Annotated in this window: 12 protein-coding genes and 1 pseudogene; 2 read left to right on the top strand and 11 right to left on the bottom strand. The window is 71.5% G+C overall.

Annotation, left to right across the window (positions count from 1 at the left end; translation table 11 throughout):
* Positions 1 to 49: 49 nt before the first annotated feature.
* From ilvC to B0675_RS16485, 5 genes are all read right to left on the bottom strand, one after another.
* The gene (ilvC, locus tag B0675_RS16510; protein WP_081219583.1) at positions 50 to 1,051 is read right to left on the bottom strand and encodes a ketol-acid reductoisomerase; all 1,002 of its coding nucleotides are present in this window, start codon (positions 1,049 to 1,051) and stop codon (positions 50 to 52) included.
* Between the two features lie 139 nt (positions 1,052 to 1,190).
* Positions 1,191 to 1,718 (bottom strand): acetolactate synthase small subunit, encoded by a 528-nt coding sequence (gene ilvN / locus B0675_RS16505; protein WP_081219582.1) that lies wholly within the window; start codon positions 1,716 to 1,718, stop codon positions 1,191 to 1,193.
* Positions 1,719 to 1,738: 20 nt separating this feature from the next.
* Positions 1,739 to 3,592: an acetolactate synthase large subunit gene (locus B0675_RS16500; protein ID WP_179165311.1), complete on the bottom strand. Its 1,854-nt coding sequence runs from the start codon at positions 3,590 to 3,592 to the stop codon at positions 1,739 to 1,741.
* 243 nt (positions 3,593 to 3,835) lie between these two features.
* Positions 3,836 to 6,949 carry an EAL domain-containing protein gene (locus B0675_RS16495; RefSeq protein ID WP_241539799.1) on the bottom strand — a complete coding sequence of 1,038 codons (3,114 nt, stop codon included), beginning with the start codon at positions 6,947 to 6,949 and terminating at the stop codon, positions 3,836 to 3,838.
* Between the two features lie 390 nt (positions 6,950 to 7,339).
* The gene (locus tag B0675_RS16485) at positions 7,340 to 8,281 is read right to left on the bottom strand and encodes a 2-hydroxyacid dehydrogenase (protein WP_081219579.1); all 942 of its coding nucleotides are present in this window, start codon (positions 8,279 to 8,281) and stop codon (positions 7,340 to 7,342) included.
* 76 nt (positions 8,282 to 8,357) lie between these two features.
* Here B0675_RS16485 and B0675_RS16480 point away from each other — a divergent pair, with 76 nt between their 5' ends.
* Together B0675_RS16480 and B0675_RS16475 are read left to right on the top strand one after the other, a co-directional pair.
* Complete coding sequence (locus B0675_RS16480; RefSeq protein ID WP_081219578.1) at positions 8,358 to 9,365, top strand: aldo/keto reductase; 1,008 nt, start codon at positions 8,358 to 8,360, stop codon at positions 9,363 to 9,365.
* Between the two features lie 104 nt (positions 9,366 to 9,469).
* Positions 9,470 to 10,642, top strand: coding sequence for a PQQ-dependent sugar dehydrogenase (locus B0675_RS16475; protein WP_081219577.1), 1,173 nt, complete (start codon positions 9,470 to 9,472; stop codon positions 10,640 to 10,642).
* A 204-nt stretch (positions 10,643 to 10,846) separates the two neighbouring features.
* Here B0675_RS16475 and B0675_RS41975 read toward each other — a convergent pair.
* The 6 genes and pseudogenes from B0675_RS41975 to B0675_RS16450 all read right to left on the bottom strand — a co-directional run.
* Positions 10,847 to 11,002, bottom strand: a pseudogene (locus B0675_RS41975) (DUF6191 domain-containing protein); the annotation flags it as partial.
* A gap of 26 nt (positions 11,003 to 11,028) precedes the next feature.
* Complete coding sequence (locus B0675_RS42430) at positions 11,029 to 14,088, bottom strand: AAA family ATPase (protein ID WP_081219576.1); 3,060 nt, start codon at positions 14,086 to 14,088, stop codon at positions 11,029 to 11,031.
* 164 nt (positions 14,089 to 14,252) lie between these two features.
* The gene (locus tag B0675_RS16465; protein WP_081219575.1) at positions 14,253 to 14,450 is read right to left on the bottom strand and encodes a hypothetical protein; all 198 of its coding nucleotides are present in this window, start codon (positions 14,448 to 14,450) and stop codon (positions 14,253 to 14,255) included.
* Between the two features lie 174 nt (positions 14,451 to 14,624).
* Positions 14,625 to 15,221, bottom strand: coding sequence for a hypothetical protein (locus B0675_RS16460; RefSeq protein ID WP_081219574.1), 597 nt, complete (start codon positions 15,219 to 15,221; stop codon positions 14,625 to 14,627).
* Positions 15,222 to 15,256: 35 nt separating this feature from the next.
* Positions 15,257 to 15,832, bottom strand: coding sequence for a GNAT family protein (locus B0675_RS16455; RefSeq protein WP_081219573.1), 576 nt, complete (start codon positions 15,830 to 15,832; stop codon positions 15,257 to 15,259).
* A gap of 3 nt (positions 15,833 to 15,835) precedes the next feature.
* Positions 15,836 to 18,082, bottom strand: a complete 2,247-nt coding sequence (locus tag B0675_RS16450; protein ID WP_081219572.1) for an MMPL family transporter — start codon at positions 18,080 to 18,082, stop codon at positions 15,836 to 15,838.
* Positions 18,083 to 18,202: the final 120 nt, after the last annotated feature.

Here is an 18,202-nt window from a genome sequence, read left to right as displayed (position 1 = left end):
TTCGACGAAGGGGCCGGAGCGTGCCGCCCCGGCCCCTCGTCACGCGGGCTTACGCCTCGTCGTCGTTCACCCACGACATGAGCTTGCGCAGCTCCTTGCCGGTGGTCTCCAGCAGGCTCTTCTCGTCCTGGCTCTTGTACTCGTTGTACTTCTTCAGGCCCGAGTGGTACTCGTCCATCCAGTTCTTGGCGAAGGTGCCGTCCTGGATCTCGGCGAGGATCTGCTTCATCTCGGCCTTGGTGGCGTCCGTGATGATGCGCGGGCCGGTGACGTAGTCGCCCCACTCGGCGGTCTCGGAGACCGACCAGCGCATCTTCTCCAGGCCGCCCTCGTACATGAGGTCGACGATGAGCTTCAGCTCGTGGAGGCACTCGAAGTACGCGATCTCCGGCTGGTACCCGGCCTCGGTCAGCGTCTCGAAACCGGCCTTGACCAGGGCGGCGGTGCCACCGCAGAGGACGGCCTGCTCACCGAACAGGTCGGTCTCGGTCTCCTCGGTGAAGGTCGTCTTGATGACGCCGGCGCGGGTGCCGCCGATGCCCTTGGCGTACGAGAGGGCGAGCTCGAAGCCGTTGCCGGTCGCGTCCTGCTCGACGGCCGCGATGCAGGGGACGCCGCGACCCTCCTCGTACTGACGGCGCACGAGGTGGCCCGGGCCCTTGGGCGCGACCATGCAGACGTCGATGCCGGCCGGGGGCTTGATGAAGCCGTAGCGGATGTTCAGGCCGTGGCCGAAGAACAGCGCGTCGCCGTCCTTGAGGTTGTCCTTGATGGACTCCTCGTAGACCTGGGCCTGGATCGGGTCCGGCACCAGGATCATGATGACGTCGGCCTCGGCCGCGGCCTCCGACGGCGTCACCACGCGCAGGCCCTGCTCCTCGGCCTTCGCCTTGGACTTGGAGCCCTCGTGCAGACCGACGCGGACGTCGACACCCGAGTCGCGCAGCGACAGCGCGTGGGCGTGGCCCTGGCTGCCGTAGCCGATGACCGCGACCTTGCGGCCCTGGATGATGGACAGGTCGGCGTCGTCGTCGTAGAACAGCTCGGCCACTGGGGTTCTCCTTGTTATCCGGTATTGCCGGTGTTGCGTCCCACCGTACGGCGGGCGGGGGAAGGGAAGTTCTCGGGTCTCGGTATACGGGCGGGCCGCGGGTGGCGCCCGCCCGTGTACCGGTGTCGTCCGTCGGTGCTCAGGCCGAGCGGTCGAGCGCGCGCAGAGACCGGTCGGTGATCGAACGCGCCCCGCGTCCGATCGCGATGGTGCCGGACTGGACGAGCTCCTTGATGCCGAAGGGCTCCAGCATCTTGAGCATGGCCTCCAGCTTGTCGGCGCCGCCGGTGGCCTCGATGGTGACGGCCTCCGGGGAGACGTCGACGGTCTTGGCGCGGAACAGCTGGACGATCTCGACGATCTGGGAGCGCGTCTCGTTGTCGGCGCGCACCTTCACCAGAACGAGTTCGCGCTGAACGGCCGCGCCGGGCTCCAGCTCGACGATCTTCAGGACGTTGACGAGCTTGTTGAGCTGCTTGGTGACCTGTTCGAGTGGGAGTGCCTCGATCACGTTCACCACGATGGTGATGCGGGAGATCTCCGGGTGCTCGGTGACACCGACGGCGAGGGAGTCGATGTTGAAGCCGCGCCGGGAGAACAGGGCGGTGATCCGGGCGAGGACACCGGGCTTGTTCTCGACGAGGACGGAGAGGGTGTGCTTGCTCATGGTTCTGACTCGGCTCTCTCTCAGTCGTCTTCGTTGTCGCCGAAGTCGGGGCGGACGTCCCGGGCGAACATGACCTCGTCGTTGGAGGTGCCGGCGGCGACCATCGGCCACACCATCGCGTCCTCGTGGACGATGAAGTCGACCACGACCGGGCGGTCGTTGATCGAGTTCGCCTCCTCGATCACCTTGTCGAGGTCGTCCGGGGACTCGCAGCGGATCGCGTGACAGCCCATGGCCTCCGACAGCTTGACGAAGTCGGGGACGCGGGTGCCGGCGCTCGGCTGCTTGCCGTCCGCGTCCGGGCCGCTGTGCAGCACGGTGTTGGAGTAGCGCTGGTTGTAGAAGAGGGTCTGCCACTGGCGGACCATCCCGAGGGCGCCGTTGTTGATGATGGCGACCTTGATCGGGATGTTGTTCAGGGCGCAGGTGGTGAGTTCCTGGTTGGTCATCTGGAAGCAGCCGTCGCCGTCGACCGCCCAGACCGTGCGGTCGGGCTGTCCCGCCTTGGCGCCCATCGCGGCCGGGACCGCGTAGCCCATCGTTCCGGCGCCGCCCGAGTTCAGCCAGGTCGCGGGCTGTTCGTACTGGATGTAGTGCGCGGCCCACATCTGGTGCTGGCCGACGCCCGCCGCGAAGATCGTTCCCTCGGGGGCGAGTCGGCCGATGCGCTCGATCACCTGCTGCGGCGACAGCGAGCCGTTGTCGGGCTGCTCGTAGCCGAGCGGGTAGGTCTCGCGCCAGCGGTTGAGGTCCTTCCACCAGGCGCTGTAGTCGCCGGTGCTGCCGTCGCTGTGCTCCTTCTGCACGGCCTGGACCAGGTCGGCGATGACCTCGCGGGCGTCTCCGACGATCGGCACGTCGGCGGCGCGGTTCTTGCCGATCTCGGCCGGGTCGATGTCGGCGTGGACGATCTTCGCGAAGGGAGCGAAGCTGTCCAGCTTTCCGGTGACACGGTCGTCGAAACGGGCTCCGAGGGCGACGATCAGGTCGGCCTTCTGCAGCGCGGTGACGGCGGTGACCGCACCGTGCATGCCCGGCATTCCCACGTGCAGCGGGTGGCTGTCGGGGAACGCGCCGAGCGCCATCAGGGTGGTGGTGACGGGCGCTCCGGTGAGCTCGGCGAGAACCTTGAGCTCGGCGGTGGCGTGCGCCTTGATGACGCCGCCACCCACGTACAGGACGGGCCGCTTCGCGCTCGTGATCAGCCTGGCGGCCTCGCGGATCTGCTTGGCGTGCGGCTTGGTCACCGGGCGGTACCCCGGCAGGTCGCTCTGCGGCGGCCACGAGAACGTCGTCTGGGCCTGCAGCACGTCCTTCGGGATGTCCACGAGGACCGGGCCCGGGCGGCCGGTCGAGGCGATGTGGAACGCCTCGGCGATCGCCTTCGGGATGTCCTCGGCCTTGGTGACCAGGAAGCTGTGCTTGGTGATCGGCATCGTGATGCCGACGATGTCCGCCTCCTGGAAGGCGTCCGTGCCGATCGCCTTGGTGACGACCTGGCCGGTGATGGCGACCAGCGGCACGGAGTCCATCATGGCGTCCGCGATCGGCGTCACCAGGTTCGTCGCACCCGGGCCGGACGTGGCCATGCAGACGCCGACCTTGCCGGTGGCCTGCGCGTAGCCGGTGGCCGCGTGACCCGCACCCTGCTCATGACGGACGAGCACGTGGCGCAGCCTGCTCGAGTCCATCATCGGGTCGTACGCCGGAAGGATCGTCCCACCGGGGATGCCGAATACGGTGTCGGCCCCGACCTCCTCGAGCGAGCGAATGAGGGACTTCGCACCCGTGACGTGCTCGACGGGGGCGGACTGCTGTCCTCCGGAACGGGGCCGCGGCTGCGGATGGTGGGCCCCGGTGGCCTGCTCGGTCATCGGCATTCTCTTCTCGATGCTGAGGGTTTTTGCGACTTTTGTGCGGTGTGCGTTTGCTGATCGAAAGGCGCCTGTGCAACAAAAAACCCCTCGTGCCGTGAGGCAAGCGAGGGGAGCGCGCCGGGTGCGGTCGCTGGGTGTTCCGGATCCTCCGGTGACCACCTAGCTTCAGCCGACGCGCTTTCCAAGTACGAGAATTCGGGTGCGCATGGCATTGACCCTCCCCCCGGCACGCACTGACTGTCAAGTAGGTGGGACGGGAGTCTCATTATGTGAGCGGAGGGCCGTTCCGCCCCCGAGAACGGCGGGCACACCCCCGGTGTACACCCCCGCTCCCCCGCCGGCGAAAACCGGCTCGACCGGCCCGTTCGGTACGGGGAAGTGGCCGGAGGAGAGCGCGCGGCGCAGCCGGTACTCGTCGAGCGGCCCGGAGAACGCCATGCCCTGCCCGTGGGTGCAGCCCATGGCGCGCAGCGCGATCACCTGCTCCGGGAGATCCACCCCGTCCGCCACGGACTGGAGCCCCAGGTCGGTGGCGATCCGCAGCAGCCCGCTGGTGATCTTGTGCAGCCGGGCGGACTCGACCACCCCTTCGATCAGACTGCGGTCGAGCCGCAGGATGTCGACGGGGAGCCGGCGGAGCGCTGTGATCGCCGCGTAGCCGCTGCCGAAGCCGTCCAGGGCGATCCGGACCCCGAGGCGCCTGAGGGCGTTCAGGCGGCGCTCCAGCTCGTCCAGAGGGACCCGTGGGTCGGTGTCCGACAGCTCGATGACGAGCCCGCCGGACGCGAGCCCGTGCCGGGTGAGGAGGGATTCGACGGAGCCGAGGGGCATGGAGCGGTCCAGCAGCCGCCGGGCGGTCATCCGGACGGCGACCGGTACCGCGATGCCCGCGGCGGTGCGCTCGGCCGCCTGCCCGACGGCCTCGTCCAGCATCCAGCGGCTCAGCTCGGCGGTGCGATCGCTGTCCTCGGCCACGCGCAGGAACTCGGCCGGCGTGAAGAGCACCCCCTGGGAGGAACGCCAGCGCGCCTGTGCGGTGACCGACGAGATCCGGCCGCTCTCCAGCGACACCACGGGCTGGTGCAGCAGCGCGAACTCGCCGTCCTGGAGGGCCGAGCGCAGCCGGGTCGCCAGCTCCGCCTTGCGGACCACGTCCTGTTGCATCTGCGGCGCGTACAGCTCGACGCGCCCCTTGCCCGCCGCCTTGGCGCGGTACATGGCGAGGTCGGCGTTGCGCAGCAACTCACCCGCGCCCAGGCCCGGTTCGGCGAAGCCGACACCGATGGACGCGGCGACGCGGACATCGTTGCCGTCGATGCAGTAGGGCTGGGAGAGCCGGATCCGCAGTCGGTCGGCCAGTTCCATTATCTGCTGCTCGCGGGCCGTGCGGTCGCGGCCGCCGTCGCCGACGATGAGTGCCGCGAACTCGTCCCCGCCGAGGCGGGCGGCGGTGTCGCCGTGCCGTACGGAGTCCTGGAGGCGACGGGCGGCCTGGACGAGCAGTTCGTCGCCCGCCTGGTGCCCGATCGTGTCGTTCACGGCCTTGAAGCCGTCGAGGTCGATGAAGAGCACGGCGGTGCCCCGGTCGGAGGAGCGGCGCCCGGACAGGGCCTGCTGGACGCGCCGGGTGAACAGGGCGCGGTTCGGCAGGTCGGTGAGCGGGTCGTGCTCGGCGTTGTGCTGCAACTGCGCCTGGAGGCGGACGCGTTCGGTCACGTCGCGGCTGTTGAAGATGAGTCCGCCGTGGTGACGGTTGACGGTGGACTCGACGTTCAGCCAGCCGCCGTCGCCGGACCGGAAGCGGCACTCGATCCGGGTGGTCGGCTCCTCGACGTGACTGGCCGCGAGGAACCGCCGCACCTCGTGGACCACGCAGCCGAGGTCCTCGGGGTGGATCAGTGAGGCGAGCTCGGAGCCGACGAGTTCCTCCGCGTCCCGCCCGTAGACCCCGGCGGCGGCCGGGCTCACGTACCGCAGGATGCCGTTCGGAGCGGCGATCATGATGACGTCGCTGGAGCCCTGCACCAGGGAGCGGAAGTGGTTCTCCTTCTGCGCCAGCTCCTGGGTGAGGGTGATGTTGTCCAGCAGCATGATGCCCTGGCGCACCACGAGGGCGAGGACGACGAGACCGGCGGTGAGGAGCACCACGCGGTCCACCCTGCGCCCGTTCAGGATGTTGTAGAGGATGCCCAGCGTGCAGACGGCGGCGGCGAGATAGGGCGTGAGCGCGGCGAGCGAACCGGCGATCGGACGCGTCACCGGGTACCGGCCGTGCCCCGGGGCCTGCGGGGCGGGCCGCGGGTGTCCGTCCTGCTCCCGCTCGTACGCGTGCTCCTGCGCGCCGGGCCCGCCCCGGCGCTCGTGCTCTCCGGAGCCGCGGGGGGTTCCCGGTCGGGAGGGCTCGTGCCCACCCCGCGGTCCGCGCCGCCCGTCGGAGCCCGGTGGACCGAAGCGGCCCTCCCGGCGCTGGCCGGGGATGTGCTCGCGCACCCGGAGCACGGGCCCGTCCGGGACGTGCTCCTGCGGGCCGTGGTCCTCCGCCTCCGCCTCCGGGTGCCCGTGCCGGGTGGCGGCCCAGGGCGCGTACGCGAGGAGCAGGGAGCCGGCGAACCAGCCCGCGTCGAGGAGCTGGCCCGAGTGGTAGTTGTTGTGCAGGAGGGGCGAGGTGAACAGGGCGTCGCACATCACGGTCAGGGCGAGCGCCCCGATCGCGGTGTTCACCGCCGAACGGTTCACCGAGGAGCGCCGGAAGTGCAGCGCGAGGACCATGCTGACCAGCGCGATGTCCAGCAGCGGGTACGCCAGCGACAACGCGGTGTGGGCGACGCTCGGTCCGTCGAACTTGGCCGCCTGGGCGAGCGCCAGCGACCAGGACAGCGTGAGCAGTGATCCGCCGATCAGCCACGAGTCGAGGGCGAGGCACACCCAACCCGCCCTGGTGACGGGCCTCTTGGCGAGCACCAGCAGGCCGACGATGGCGGGCGGCGCGAAGCAGAGGAAGAACAGGTCGGCGTAGCTCGGGCTGGGCACCGGGCGTTCGAGGACGACCTCGTACCATCCCCAGACCAGGTTGCCGAGGGAGGCCATGGCCGAGGAGAGGGAGAACAGCAGCCAGGCGGGTCGAAAACGGCTGCTCCGGCTACGGGCGTAGAGGAAGCACGAGACGGCCGCGGTGCCCGCCGCGATGCTCAGGCCGAAGTCGCCCATGACCAGCGCGAGACTCGGGGAGCCCCAGCCGAGCGCGGAACCGACGGCGTACCCCGCGCACACCAGGGCGAGGACGAGCTGCGAGAACAGGCCCGTCCCGCCGTCGAAGACCGGACGGCGGGCCAACAGCGCTCCGGGGGAGCTCACCGGGACCACCGGGTCCGAGCTCCCGGGTCCAACTGGTCCCGGTGCGCCGGATGGGCATGCCTGCGGCGGCCCGGATGCCTGCGGTGGTGATGGCAGCCGTGGCCGCGTCCTCGTGCGGTCGCGCGCCAGGGTCGTCGGCGGCGGCCCCGCCGCGTCGGATCGTCGGTCCATAGGCCGTGCATCGCCCGTCGCCCCCCTCGCAGTCTCAATGTCCGTCCCCGGCGCCGAACGGTGCGCGGCGCAGCCCCTGTCGGGACGATACACCAGTCTCGTCACTCAGGGACATAGTTCCTCTACGCTCCGTGACGACCAGGGACTATGCCGGAACTGCCCGCGTTCGGGGAACTGCGGAGGGTGTTCGAGGCGGTCGGAGGGCGACCGGGGCGGTGCTCAGGTGCCGGTGGTGAGAACCACGTTCCGCAGCGGCTCCCGGTTCACGAAAAGCGTCAGCTGTTGCGCGAGCAGCCGCTTGGCGCGCGGCCAGAACGCCGAGGTGGGGCCGCCGACATGGGGGCTGATGAGCACGCCGGGCGCGTGCCACAGCGGATGGCCCGCCGGCAGCGGTTCGGGGTCGGTCACGTCGAGGGCCGCGGTGATGCGGCCGCTCTCCAGTTCGGCGAGCAGCGCCTTGGTGTCGACGACGGGACCGCGCGCCACGTTGACCAGCAGGGCGCCGTCCTTCATGCGGGACAGGAACTCGGCGTCCACCAGCCCTCGGGTGCTCTCCGTGAGCGGGGTGGACAGCACGACGACGTCGGATTCGGGGAGCAGTGAGGGGAGTTCCGTGAGTGGGCGCACGGGGCCGCGCTCCGTGGTGCGGGCGGAGCGCGCGACGCGCGCCACCCGCGCGAGCTCGAACGGCGCGAGCCGGTCCTCGATGGCGGACCCGATCGAGCCGTACCCCACGATGAGGACGGACTTGTCGGCCAGCGAGGGCCGGAAGCCCGAACGCCACTCCTCGTTGTCCTGCCCGCGGACGAAGTCGGGGATCCCGCGCAGCGAGGCGAGGATGAGGGTGAGGGTCAACTCCGCTGTGCTCGCCTCGTGGACACCGCGGGCGTTGCACAACATCACGCCGGGGCGCAGCGACTTGAGGCTCGGCAGGACGTGGTCGACGCCCGCGGAGAGCGTCTGCACGGCCCGGACCGACGTCATCGCCGGCAGCGGACGCTGCGACACGGCGGGCGGCTTCATGTAGGGGACGACGTAGAACGCGCAGTCCGCCGGGTCGGCGGGAAAGTCCTGGTCGCCGTCCCAGAAGCGGTATGCGGGGCCTTCTGGGAGCCCCTCGATCTCGTCGGCGTGAAACGGGAGCCACACATCGGAAGTCATGGTCAGGAGGCTATGCCAGGCGCCCGTGCGCGCAGAGGTTAGGTTGGGGTGCCGGCACAAGGAGGATCACGACCAGGTGGAGCGCAGAACGATCGGGGCCGCGGCGCTCGATGTCGGGGCGGTCGGACTCGGGTGCATGCCGATGAGCTGGGCCTACACCGGTTCGCGACAACGCGGCGAGGAGTCGCTGCGCGCGGTGCACGCGGCGCTCGACCGGGGGTCGACGCTGCTCGACACGGCCGACATGTACGGCCCCTTCACCAACGAGCTTCTCCTCGGTCGGGCGCTGCGGCAGCGCCGCTCGGAGGCCTTCCTGTCGACCAAGGTCGGTCTGCTGGTGGGCGAGCAGCACATCGTGGCCAACGGCCGCCCCGGGTATGTGAAGCGGGCGTGCGACGCCTCGCTGCGCCGGCTCCAGACGGATGTGATCGATCTCTACCAGCTGCACCGGGCGGATCCGGAGGTGCCGGTCGAGGAGACCTGGGGCGCGATGGCCGAGCTGGTGTCGGCGGGGAAGGTGCGCTCGCTCGGGCTGTGCGCGCTGGGGGCCCGGTCCGGCCGGCGCCCGGGTGCGCGGCTGCACGACGGAACGATCCGGCAGCTGGAGCGGGTGCAGCAGGTGTTCCCGGTGAGCGCCGTTCAGGCCGAGCTGTCGGTGTGGTCGGCGGAGGCGCTGGACGCGCTGCTGCCGTGGTGCGCGGCGCGCGGGGTCGGTCTTCTCGCCGCGATGCCGCTGGGCAACGGCTTCCTGACCGGGACGCTGACCCCCGGCGAGGGCTTCGAGCCGGACGACGTACGCGCCCGGCATCCCCGTTTCACCGCCGAGATGATGGCCGCGAACCAGCCCATCGTGGTCGGTCTGCGGCGCATCGCCCGGCGGCACTCGGAGCCGGGCCGTCCGGTGACACCCGCGCAGGTGGCACTGGCCTGGGTGCTGGCGCAGGGGCCGCACGTGGTTCCGGTCCCGGGGGCCAAGCGGGAACGCTGGGTGACCGAGAACGCGGGGGCCGCGGAGCTGCGGCTGACGGCGGAGGATCTGGCGGAGGTGGCGGGTCTGCCGGGGGCCCTGGGATCCTGGGAGTGAGGCACGTCCGCGGGCCGGAGTCCGGATTCGCCGGCCCGTGATCGGGAACCTGCGGAACGCGAGCGGTGTATCAACAGTGGAACCGCCGCGTCGAAGGGACACAGATGGTGCAACGTCGAGCAGTGACAGCCGTGTTGGTCACGGCCGCCTTTCTCGTGACGGCGGGCTGTTCCTCCGGCGGCGGAGGCGGCTCGGACGACGGAGGAGCGTTCCCCGGCCTCGGGAGCAGCCCCTCCCCCGCGTCGTCGTCCTCCGGCGCCGCGGCCGAGCCGACACCTCCGGCCAAGGGCTCGGTGAAGGTCGTCCGCACCGTCACCGAGGATCTCGACAGTCCCTGGGGGCTCGCACCCCTGTCGGAGGGCGGCCTGCTGGTGTCCTCGCGGGACAAGGGGACGATCACCCGGATCGACGAGAAGACCGGCAAGAAGACCGTGCTGGGCGATGTCCCCGGGGTGGCACCGGCCGGCGAGGGCGGCCTGCTGGGCATAGCGCTCTCCCCGGACTACGCCGCGGACCACATGATCTACGCGTACGTGACCACGGCCTCCGACAACCGCATCGTCCGCATGCTGTACGACGCGAAGAAGCCCGCCGGCGAGCAGCTCGGAGCACCGGACACGATCTTCAAGGGCATCCCCAAGGGGATCATCCACAACGGCGGGCGGATCGCGTTCGGCCCTGACAAGATGCTCTACGCGGGTGCGGGCGAGACGGGCGACCGGGGCCAGGCGCAGGACAAGAAGGCGCTCGGCGGCAAGATCCTGCGGATGACCCCGGACGGCGAGCCGGCACCCGGCAACCCGTTCCCCGGCTCGGTCGTCTACTCGTACGGTCACCGCAATGTCCAGGGTCTCGCCTGGGACGACAAACAGCGCTTGTGGGCCTCCGAGTTCGGCCAGGACACCTGGGACGAGCTGAATCAGATCAAGCCCGGTGACAACTACGGCTGGCCGGTGGTCGAGGGCATCGGCAAGGACGCGAAGTACCACAACCCGGTCGCCCAGTGGCACACGGACGACGCCTCCCCGAGCGGGATCTCGTATGCCGAGGGATCCATATGGATGGCCGGCCTCAAGGGCGAGCGGCTGTGGCGCATCCCGTTGAACGGCACGAAGACCTCCGCCGATCCCGAAGCCTTCCTCAAGGGGAAGTACGGCCGGCTGCGCACGGTCGCCTCCGCGGGCGGCGACAAGCTGTGGCTGATGACGAGCGAGACCGACGGCCGCGGCAGCCCGGGGAAGGGCGACGACCGGCTCCTCGAGATCGAGGTGAAGTAGCGGGAGCCTGCGGCGGGAGCGGGGGCCGCGGGGCGGCGGGGCCGAGACGGTCGTGCGGGCTACGACGCCTGCGGGGGGGCCGGGATCCTCCGAGGCGGCATCCCGGTCCGGGCCCGGGTCGGTGCTCTGGTCCTGGGCCGCGTCCTTCGAGATGGCGGCTTCCTGGTCCTGGGCCGTGTCCGTCTCGGCGTCCTCGTCGTGCCGCGGTGCGCGTACGACCACCTTGCCCGAGGTGAGGTCTATCGGGCCGCGGCCCGGGTCGCCGTCGTTCAGGTCCACGCGGCTCAGCTCCAGCCGCTTGCGTTCGTCGTTGGTGTGCTTGCGGCCCGGTGCGAAGAGTTCCTCGAACATGTTGAACACGGCGCCTCCCTCGGCCCGAATCCCTTTCAGCGTAGACCCCGGTCCGCGGCCGGGACCGCGGAGGGCTCCGGCGGGAAGAGCCGCAGCCGGTGGGCCAGCGCCGCCGCCTCGCCGCGTCCCGAGACGTCCAGCTTGGCCAGGATGTTCGAGACGTGGACGCTGGCCGTCTTCGGGGAGATGAAGAGTTCCTCGGCGATCTGGCGGTTGGTGCGGCCGGCGGCGACGAGCCGGAGCACGTCACGCTCGCGGCCGGTGAGCCCGAGGGCCGACGCGGGGTCCGCGGGTACCGCCGGCCGCTCGGGGGCGTGCTCCAGGGGGAGGCGGGCGCGCTGGGCGAGGAGGGCGACGGCGTCGGTGAGCGGGCGGGCGCCGAGGTGGTCGGCAGCGGCGCGGGCCAGCCGGAGGAGTTCCGTGGCCCGGGCGCGGTCGTCGTCCGTGCCGGAGACGAGCAGGGCCTCGGCGAGGCGGAGGCGGACCCGCGCCAGGTCGTAGGGGCGCTCCAGGGGTTCGAGGGCGGTGACCACGTCGGACCACTGGTCCGTGGTGCTCATGCCCTCGGCACGGTCGAGTTCGGCGCGGACCCATTCGGCGTGGACGAGCCAGACGGGCGCCCCCACCGCCAGTGACTTGGCGGCCACGCGGATGCGCTCGACGGTCGGGGCGCGGCCCGGTGCGGCGACGGGCAGGCCACGGGCGTCGGCCTCCGCGGTGGCGGCGGCGAGCAGCAGCAGCCAGCCGTAGCGCTGGGTGCCGGGCGGGAAGCCCGTGTCCAGGGCCTGTTCCAGGGCGGTGCGGGCGTCGAGGAGGCGGCCCTCGCCGGCGGCGATGCCGATGGTGGTGCCGAGCAGGGGAAGGGAGTGCTGGGGCATCGGATCGTGGGTTCCGAAGTGACCTCGGGCGGCGGTCAGTTGGCGAGTCGCCTCGGCGAGGTCGCCGCGGGCGAGGGCGACGGGCGCGAGACGGGCGGCGCCCACCCCGGAGGCCTTGCCGCTGAGCCCCACGCCGAGCGCGTTCCGGGCGGCCTCGACGGCCTCGTCCCACTGGCCGAGGGCGTACAGCGACTCGGACAGGTTGCCCCAGACCCAGGCGAGTGTGTCCAACAGACCGTTTCCACGGGCGAGTTCGACGCCCTCGCGCAGGATCGCCACGGCCTCGCGGGAGCGCCCGACGGACTCCAGGTGGGAGGGCAGGTTGATGTGCAGCCGGCCGACGACGTAGGCGGCGCCGTGCTGGTGTGCCGACTCCTTGACCTGGTACATCGCGGCGAGTCCGGCCTCGACGTCGCCCGAGTCGACCATGAGGCCGCCGAGGGTGAGCCGGGCGTTGAGTTCGACGTCCCGGGCGCCCACCATGCGCGCGTACTCCACGGCGCGTTCGGCCGCGGAGAGAGCGCCGTGGCCCGGTTCGTGGAGCATGCACCAGGCGGCGACCATGGACAGCACCTCGGCGTGCACCTCGGAGGGCGGCAGGCCGCGCACCAGCTCCTGGGCGGTGGCGAGTTCCTCCCAGCCGTCGCCGCGGACCTGGGCCTGGACGAGTCGGGAGCGCTGGAGCCAGAACCAGGCGGCGCGCAGCGGATCGCCGGTGTTCTCCAGGAGGTGCAGTGCGCGCCGGGTCGTCTTCAGGGCGCGCTCGCGCTCTCCGCACAGCCGCCCGGCGACGGCTGCCTCGGCCATCAGGTCGAGGTAGCTGAGCGGGGCCGTCGTGGGGTCGCAGCCGCAGGCCGGGTAGGCCTCCACGTAGTCGACGGGCCGCAGCGCGGCGCGCACGGTGTCGGGGGCGACCTCCCACAGCTCCATCGCCCGTTCCAGGAGCCGGAGTTGCTCGGAGTGGGCGTGTCGGCGCCGGGCCTCGACGGAGGCGTCGAGGACGGCGGGCAGCGCCTTGGCGGCGTCGTGGGCGTGGTACCAGTAGCTGGCCAGCCGGGTGACGCGTTCGTCGGCCGGGACGAGTGCCGGGTCGGCCTCCAGGGCCTCGGCGTAGCGGCGGTTGAAGCGGGAGCGCTCGCCGGGCAGCAGGTCGTCGCTGACGGCCTCGCGGACCAGGGAGTGGCGGAAGCGGTAGCCGTCCCCGGCGGGCGAGGCGAGCAGGATGTTGGCGCCGACGCAGGCCCGCAGGGCTTCGATGAGGTCGTCCTCGGCGAGTCCGGCGACGGAGGCGAGCAGCGCGTACTCGACGGTGGAGCCGCCCTCGGCGACGATCCGGGCGATCCGCTGGGCGCTCTCCGGGAGTCGTTCGACGCGGACCAGGAGCAGGTCGCGCAGGGAGTCCGTGAGTCCGGTGCGGCAGCCCTCGTGGGCGGCGACGGCGAGTTCCTCGACGAAGAAGGCGTTGCCGTCGGAGCGGGCGAAGATCTCGTCGACCTGGGCGGGGTCGGGCTCGCGGGCGAGGATTCCGGCTATCTGACGGCCGACCTCGGCGCGGCTGAAGCGGCCCAGTTCGAGACGTCGGACCGTGCGGAGGCGGTCGAGTTCGGCGAGCAGGGGGCGCAGCGGGTGGCGGCGGTGGATGTCGTCGGCGCGGTAGGTGGCGATCACGACGAGCCGGCCGCTGCGCAGGGTGCGGAACAGGTAGGCGAGCAGGTGGCGGGTGGAGGCGTCGGCCCAGTGCAGGTCCTCCAGTACGACGACGACCGTGCGGTCCGCGGCGACGCGTTCCAGGAGGCGGGCGGTGAGCTCGAAGAGGCGGGCCATGCCCTCTTCGTCGTAGCGCCGCCCGGGGGTCGCTTCCGCGAGTTCGGGCAGGAGGCGGGCGAGTTCCTCCTCCTGTCCGGCGGCCGCGGCGACGAGTTCGTCGGGCAGGATGCGGCGCAGGGCGCGCAAGGCCGTGGAGAACGGGGCGAAGGGGAGGCCGTCGGCGCCGATCTCGACGCAGCCGCCGCAGGCGACGACGGCGGCCTCGCGGGCTGCGGCGACGGAGAACTCCTCCAGGAGGCGGGTCTTGCCGACGCCGGCCTCTCCGCCGAGCAGCAACGCCTGTGGCTCTCCCGTGGCGGCACGGGAGAGTGCGTCGTTCAACACCCCCAGTTCGGCGGTGCGTCCGACGAACACGGGGCTCACGGACCTGGTCTCCACGGGCCCGAGCATCGCACAGGGCACCGACGGCGCGGCACCGGTTATCCGGTGGGCCGTCGGTGCCCCGGCGGGACGTGTCGTGTCCGGCAGGAGGCGGCCGCCCCCTGTACGGCCGCCCTCCCGCCCACCCGGCAGCCGGTCGTACGCGGTACGGCCGGCGCCGGGTGCCGTGGCGTTCACGCGGCGCGGGTGAACGGATACCGGCGGGGACGGCGGCTATGGGCCCGCCCCTCCGTGTCGTGCTGTACGGACTCGCGGCGGGCCGCGCGGCGGGCGGCCCGGCGGCCGCGGAGGGCCTCCTGGGCGAGCCGGTGGTTCTGTGCCTCGCGGATCAGTTCCGCGGTCCGGATGTGGTGAAGCTCGTACTCGAACATCTCGTACCCCTGGTGAAGAGTCGGTCTCGGCCTCGCTGTCTGCGATGTCTTAACCTTCGTCTCCGAGGGGGGTGCGCCACATCGGGAGAGTTCCGCATCTTGCGCACGCGAAGGGCCTTAGGGCGGCGCTCGTCGTACGGCGCCGGCCCTAAGGCCCCTCAGAGTGGTCGGTTCTCAGCTGGTGGAGGGCAGTCCGAGAAGCAGGTCGGAGTACTTGGCGACGGCGAGGATCAGCCCGACGACGCCGAGCGAGACGCCGGCCCAGGCGACGGACTTGATCCAGGGGGCCTGGGGCCTGCCGGGGGCGCCGAACGCGGGGCGGACGAGGACGACGACGCCGACGATCAGCGCGGCCAGCGCGAAGAGGCCGCCGATCAGCGCGGTGGTCGCCCATGCGTCGCCGTAGACCTCCTTGACCTGCTGGGCGACGCTCGCGCTCTGCGAGGTCCGGAGCTGGCCGACGAGCGTCTCGCGGGCGGCGGCGACGGTGGAGACCCAGCTGCCGGTCAGCGACACGATGCCCAGTCCGGCGGACACCACGGCGGCGGCACCCTGGCCGACTCCGGTCGCCTGCCCGTCCACGGTGGTGTCGTGGCCGTCCACGAGGTCCGTGGCGGCCTCGTCCTGCTCCTCGGCCCGGACGCCCTCCGCCTCGGTGCCGGTCACGTCGTCCGTGGTCGCGTCGGTCTTGGTGACGTCCACGGTCTGCTCGTCGCGCTGTGCCTCGGCGCCGGACTCGGCCCCGGCTTCGTCAACTGTCTTGGTTCCCATGCACCGCACCGTACGGACGCTGTCTGAGAAGTTCCTTAATGATCCTTGTGCGCCTCGTGGGCTCGTGCGGCGCGCCAGTCGGGCGCGAGCACGGACCACACCTCCAGGTCGTGCCGGACCCCGCGGTAGGGGTGCTTCTCGCGCAGGACGGCGTCCTGGGTCATGCCCAGACGACGGGCCACGTTGAGGCTCGGCACGTTGCCCGCGGCGGCGACCCACTCGATCCGGTGGATCCCGCGGCCCTCGACGGCCCAGTCGATGAGCACGCGCATCGCGCGGGTGACGAGACCGCGCCCGGAGGCGGCGGGTTCCAGCCAGCAGCCGACCTCGCAGTTGCCCTGCTCGGCGTCGAAGTTCAGGAAGAGCACGCCGCCGACGAGCTTGCCGTCGAGCCACAGACCGTGCAGGGAGCCGGTGTCCGCAGCGCGCATGTCCGCGTACCGCTGGAGGTGGGCCCGTGTGGACGGCACGTCCGTGGACTGGGATCCGAAGGGGATGAACTGTCCGATGAACTCGCGGCCGCGGTCCAGGTGCGCGAGGAACTCCTCCGCGTGCCACGGCTCCAGGGGCCGCAGCTGCGCCCCGTCGTCACCCAGGGATATCGCGTACATCCGCTACCGCTCCTTCACCCTCATGTCCGCCGCGTCGGCGGCGTCCAGGACGTCCGCCACACCGGCGTCCGTCGCCTCGGCCAGCCTCTCATGCGCGGCACGGCACTCCGGTGCCTCGATGCTGACGCGGGGGAGCCGGCGGTCGAGCCAGCCGGGCAGCCACCAGTTCGCGCCGCCCAGCAGGTGCATGAGGGCGGGGACCAGGAGCGTCCGCAGGACGAACGCGTCGAGGGCGACGGCGGCGGCCAGGGCGATGCCGAACATCGCGATGACGCGGTCGCCGCTGAGCACGAAGGCGAGGAACACCGAGATCATGATGACGGCCGCCGAGTTGATCACCCGGCTCGTCTCGGCCAGCCCGACCCGGACCGCCCGCCGGTTGTCACCGGTCTCCAGCCACTCCTCGTACATGCGGCTGACCAGGAACACCTGGTAGTCCATCGAGAGCCCGAAGAGCACCGACACCATGATCACGGGGAGGAAGGGCTCGATCGGCCCCGCGCGGCCGAGGCCGAGCAGGTCGCTCCCCCAGCCCCACTGGAAGATCGCGACGACGACCCCGAAGGCGGCGGCGACCGCGGCGATGTTCATCACGGCCGCCTTGAGCGGGATGCCGATCGAGCGGAACGCGAGGAGCAGCAGGACGCAGCCGAGGCTGATCACGACGCCGACGAAGAGCGGCAGTTTGCCGACGATGACGTCGGCGAAGTCGTCGTAGCTCGCCGTCACCCCGCCCACGTGCAGGTCGAGGGAGGTGCCGGCCTCCGCGCGCGGCAGGACCTCGGTGCGCAGCCGGTCGACGAGATCGCTGGTGTCCTTCGACTGCGGGGCGGAGGACGGCACGACGGTGAGGTAGGCGGTGTCGCCCGCGGTGTTGTAGGTGACCGGGGTCGCCGAGGCGACGCCGTGGGTGAGCCGCAGCGACAGGTCCAGGTTGTCGAGCGCGAGGCGGTCCTCGGCGCCGCCGACCTTGGTGACGAGGGTCAGGGGCCCGTTCACGCCGGGTCCGAAGCCCTCGCCGATGAGGTCGTAGGCCTGCCGGGTGGTGGTCGTCCGCGGGTCGTTGCCCTGGTCGGAGGTTCCGAGGTGGAGGGAGAACGTCGGCAGGGCGAGCAGGGCCATCACGACGACGGCGACGCCGCCGAGCACCTTGGGGTGCCGTTCGACGAAGGCGGACCAGCGGGCGGCGAACCCGGTGGGCATCTCCGGTTCCGGTCCGTGTTCGTCCAGGCGGCGCCGTTCGCGGCGGCTCAGCGCGCGGGGTCCGATGAAGGAGAGCAGCGCGGGCAGCAGCGTGACGGAGGCCGCGACGGTGAGGACGACGGTGAGGGAGGCGGCGATGGCGACGCCGTTGAGGAAGCCGAGCCGCAGGATGAGCATGCCGAGGAGGGCGATGCAGACGGTGGCGCCGGCGAAGACGACGGCGCGGCCCGTGGTGGCGACGGCGTTCTGCGCGGCCTCGGCCACGGGCAGCCCGCGTTTCAGTCCGCGCCGGTGTCGCGTCACGATGAACAGCGCGTAGTCGATGCCGACGCCGAGGCCGATCAGCATGCCGAGCATGGGGGCGAAGTCGGCGACGGTCATGACGTGTCCGAGGAGGACGATCCCGAAGTACGCCGTGCCCACGCCGATCAGGGCGGTGGCGATGGGCAGCATGGAGGCGGCGAGGGAGCCGAAGGCGAGGAAGAGGACGACGGCGGCGACGACCACGCCGACGATCTCGGCGAGGTGCCCGCCGGACGACTGGGTGAGGGCGACGGCGCTGCCGCCCAGTTCCACGTCGAGTCCGTCGGTCCCGGCCTCCTTCGCGGTGTCGACGACGGCGCGGACCTCGCCCTTGTCGATGGTCTCGACACGGTCGGCGAAGGTGATGTTCGCGTACGCGGTGCGGTTGTCGTCGCTGATCCGGTCGGCGCCGCCGCGGCCGTAGGGGCTGTCGACGGACGCGACTCCGGGGAGTTCGGCGATCTTGTCCAGGGTGCGGGTCATGGACTGCTCGACGGCGGGGGAACGCACGCTGCCGCCGTGGCCGGTGTGCCAGACGACCGTGTCGCTGTCGCCGCCGAGGCCGGGGAAGCCTGCGCCGAGGAGCTGGGTGGCGCGGCCGGATTCGGTTCCCGGGGCCTCGTAGTCGTTCGAGTACGAGGAGCCCGTCACGACGGCGGCAGCGGTCACGCCGCCGAAGGCGACCAGCCAGAGCAGTACGGCAACGAGGCGGTGCTGGACACACCAACGTGCGAGGGCTGCCACGAACGAGCTCCCTGGGGGATTTGAGGATCTTTATCGGGAAATGCCCGCAAAGAACGCATGACTCATGCGCCATCACTCTTACAGCCGGAAATGATCCTTTGTCGCATTCGTGGGCTTACT

Origin of the sequence: Streptomyces sp. M41(2017), from assembly GCF_002078175.1 — a bacterium.
GTDB lineage: Bacteria > Actinomycetota > Actinomycetes > Streptomycetales > Streptomycetaceae > Streptomyces.
Note: the sequence above shows the minus strand (reverse complement) of the source record. Positions and strands in the feature narration are given on the sequence as shown.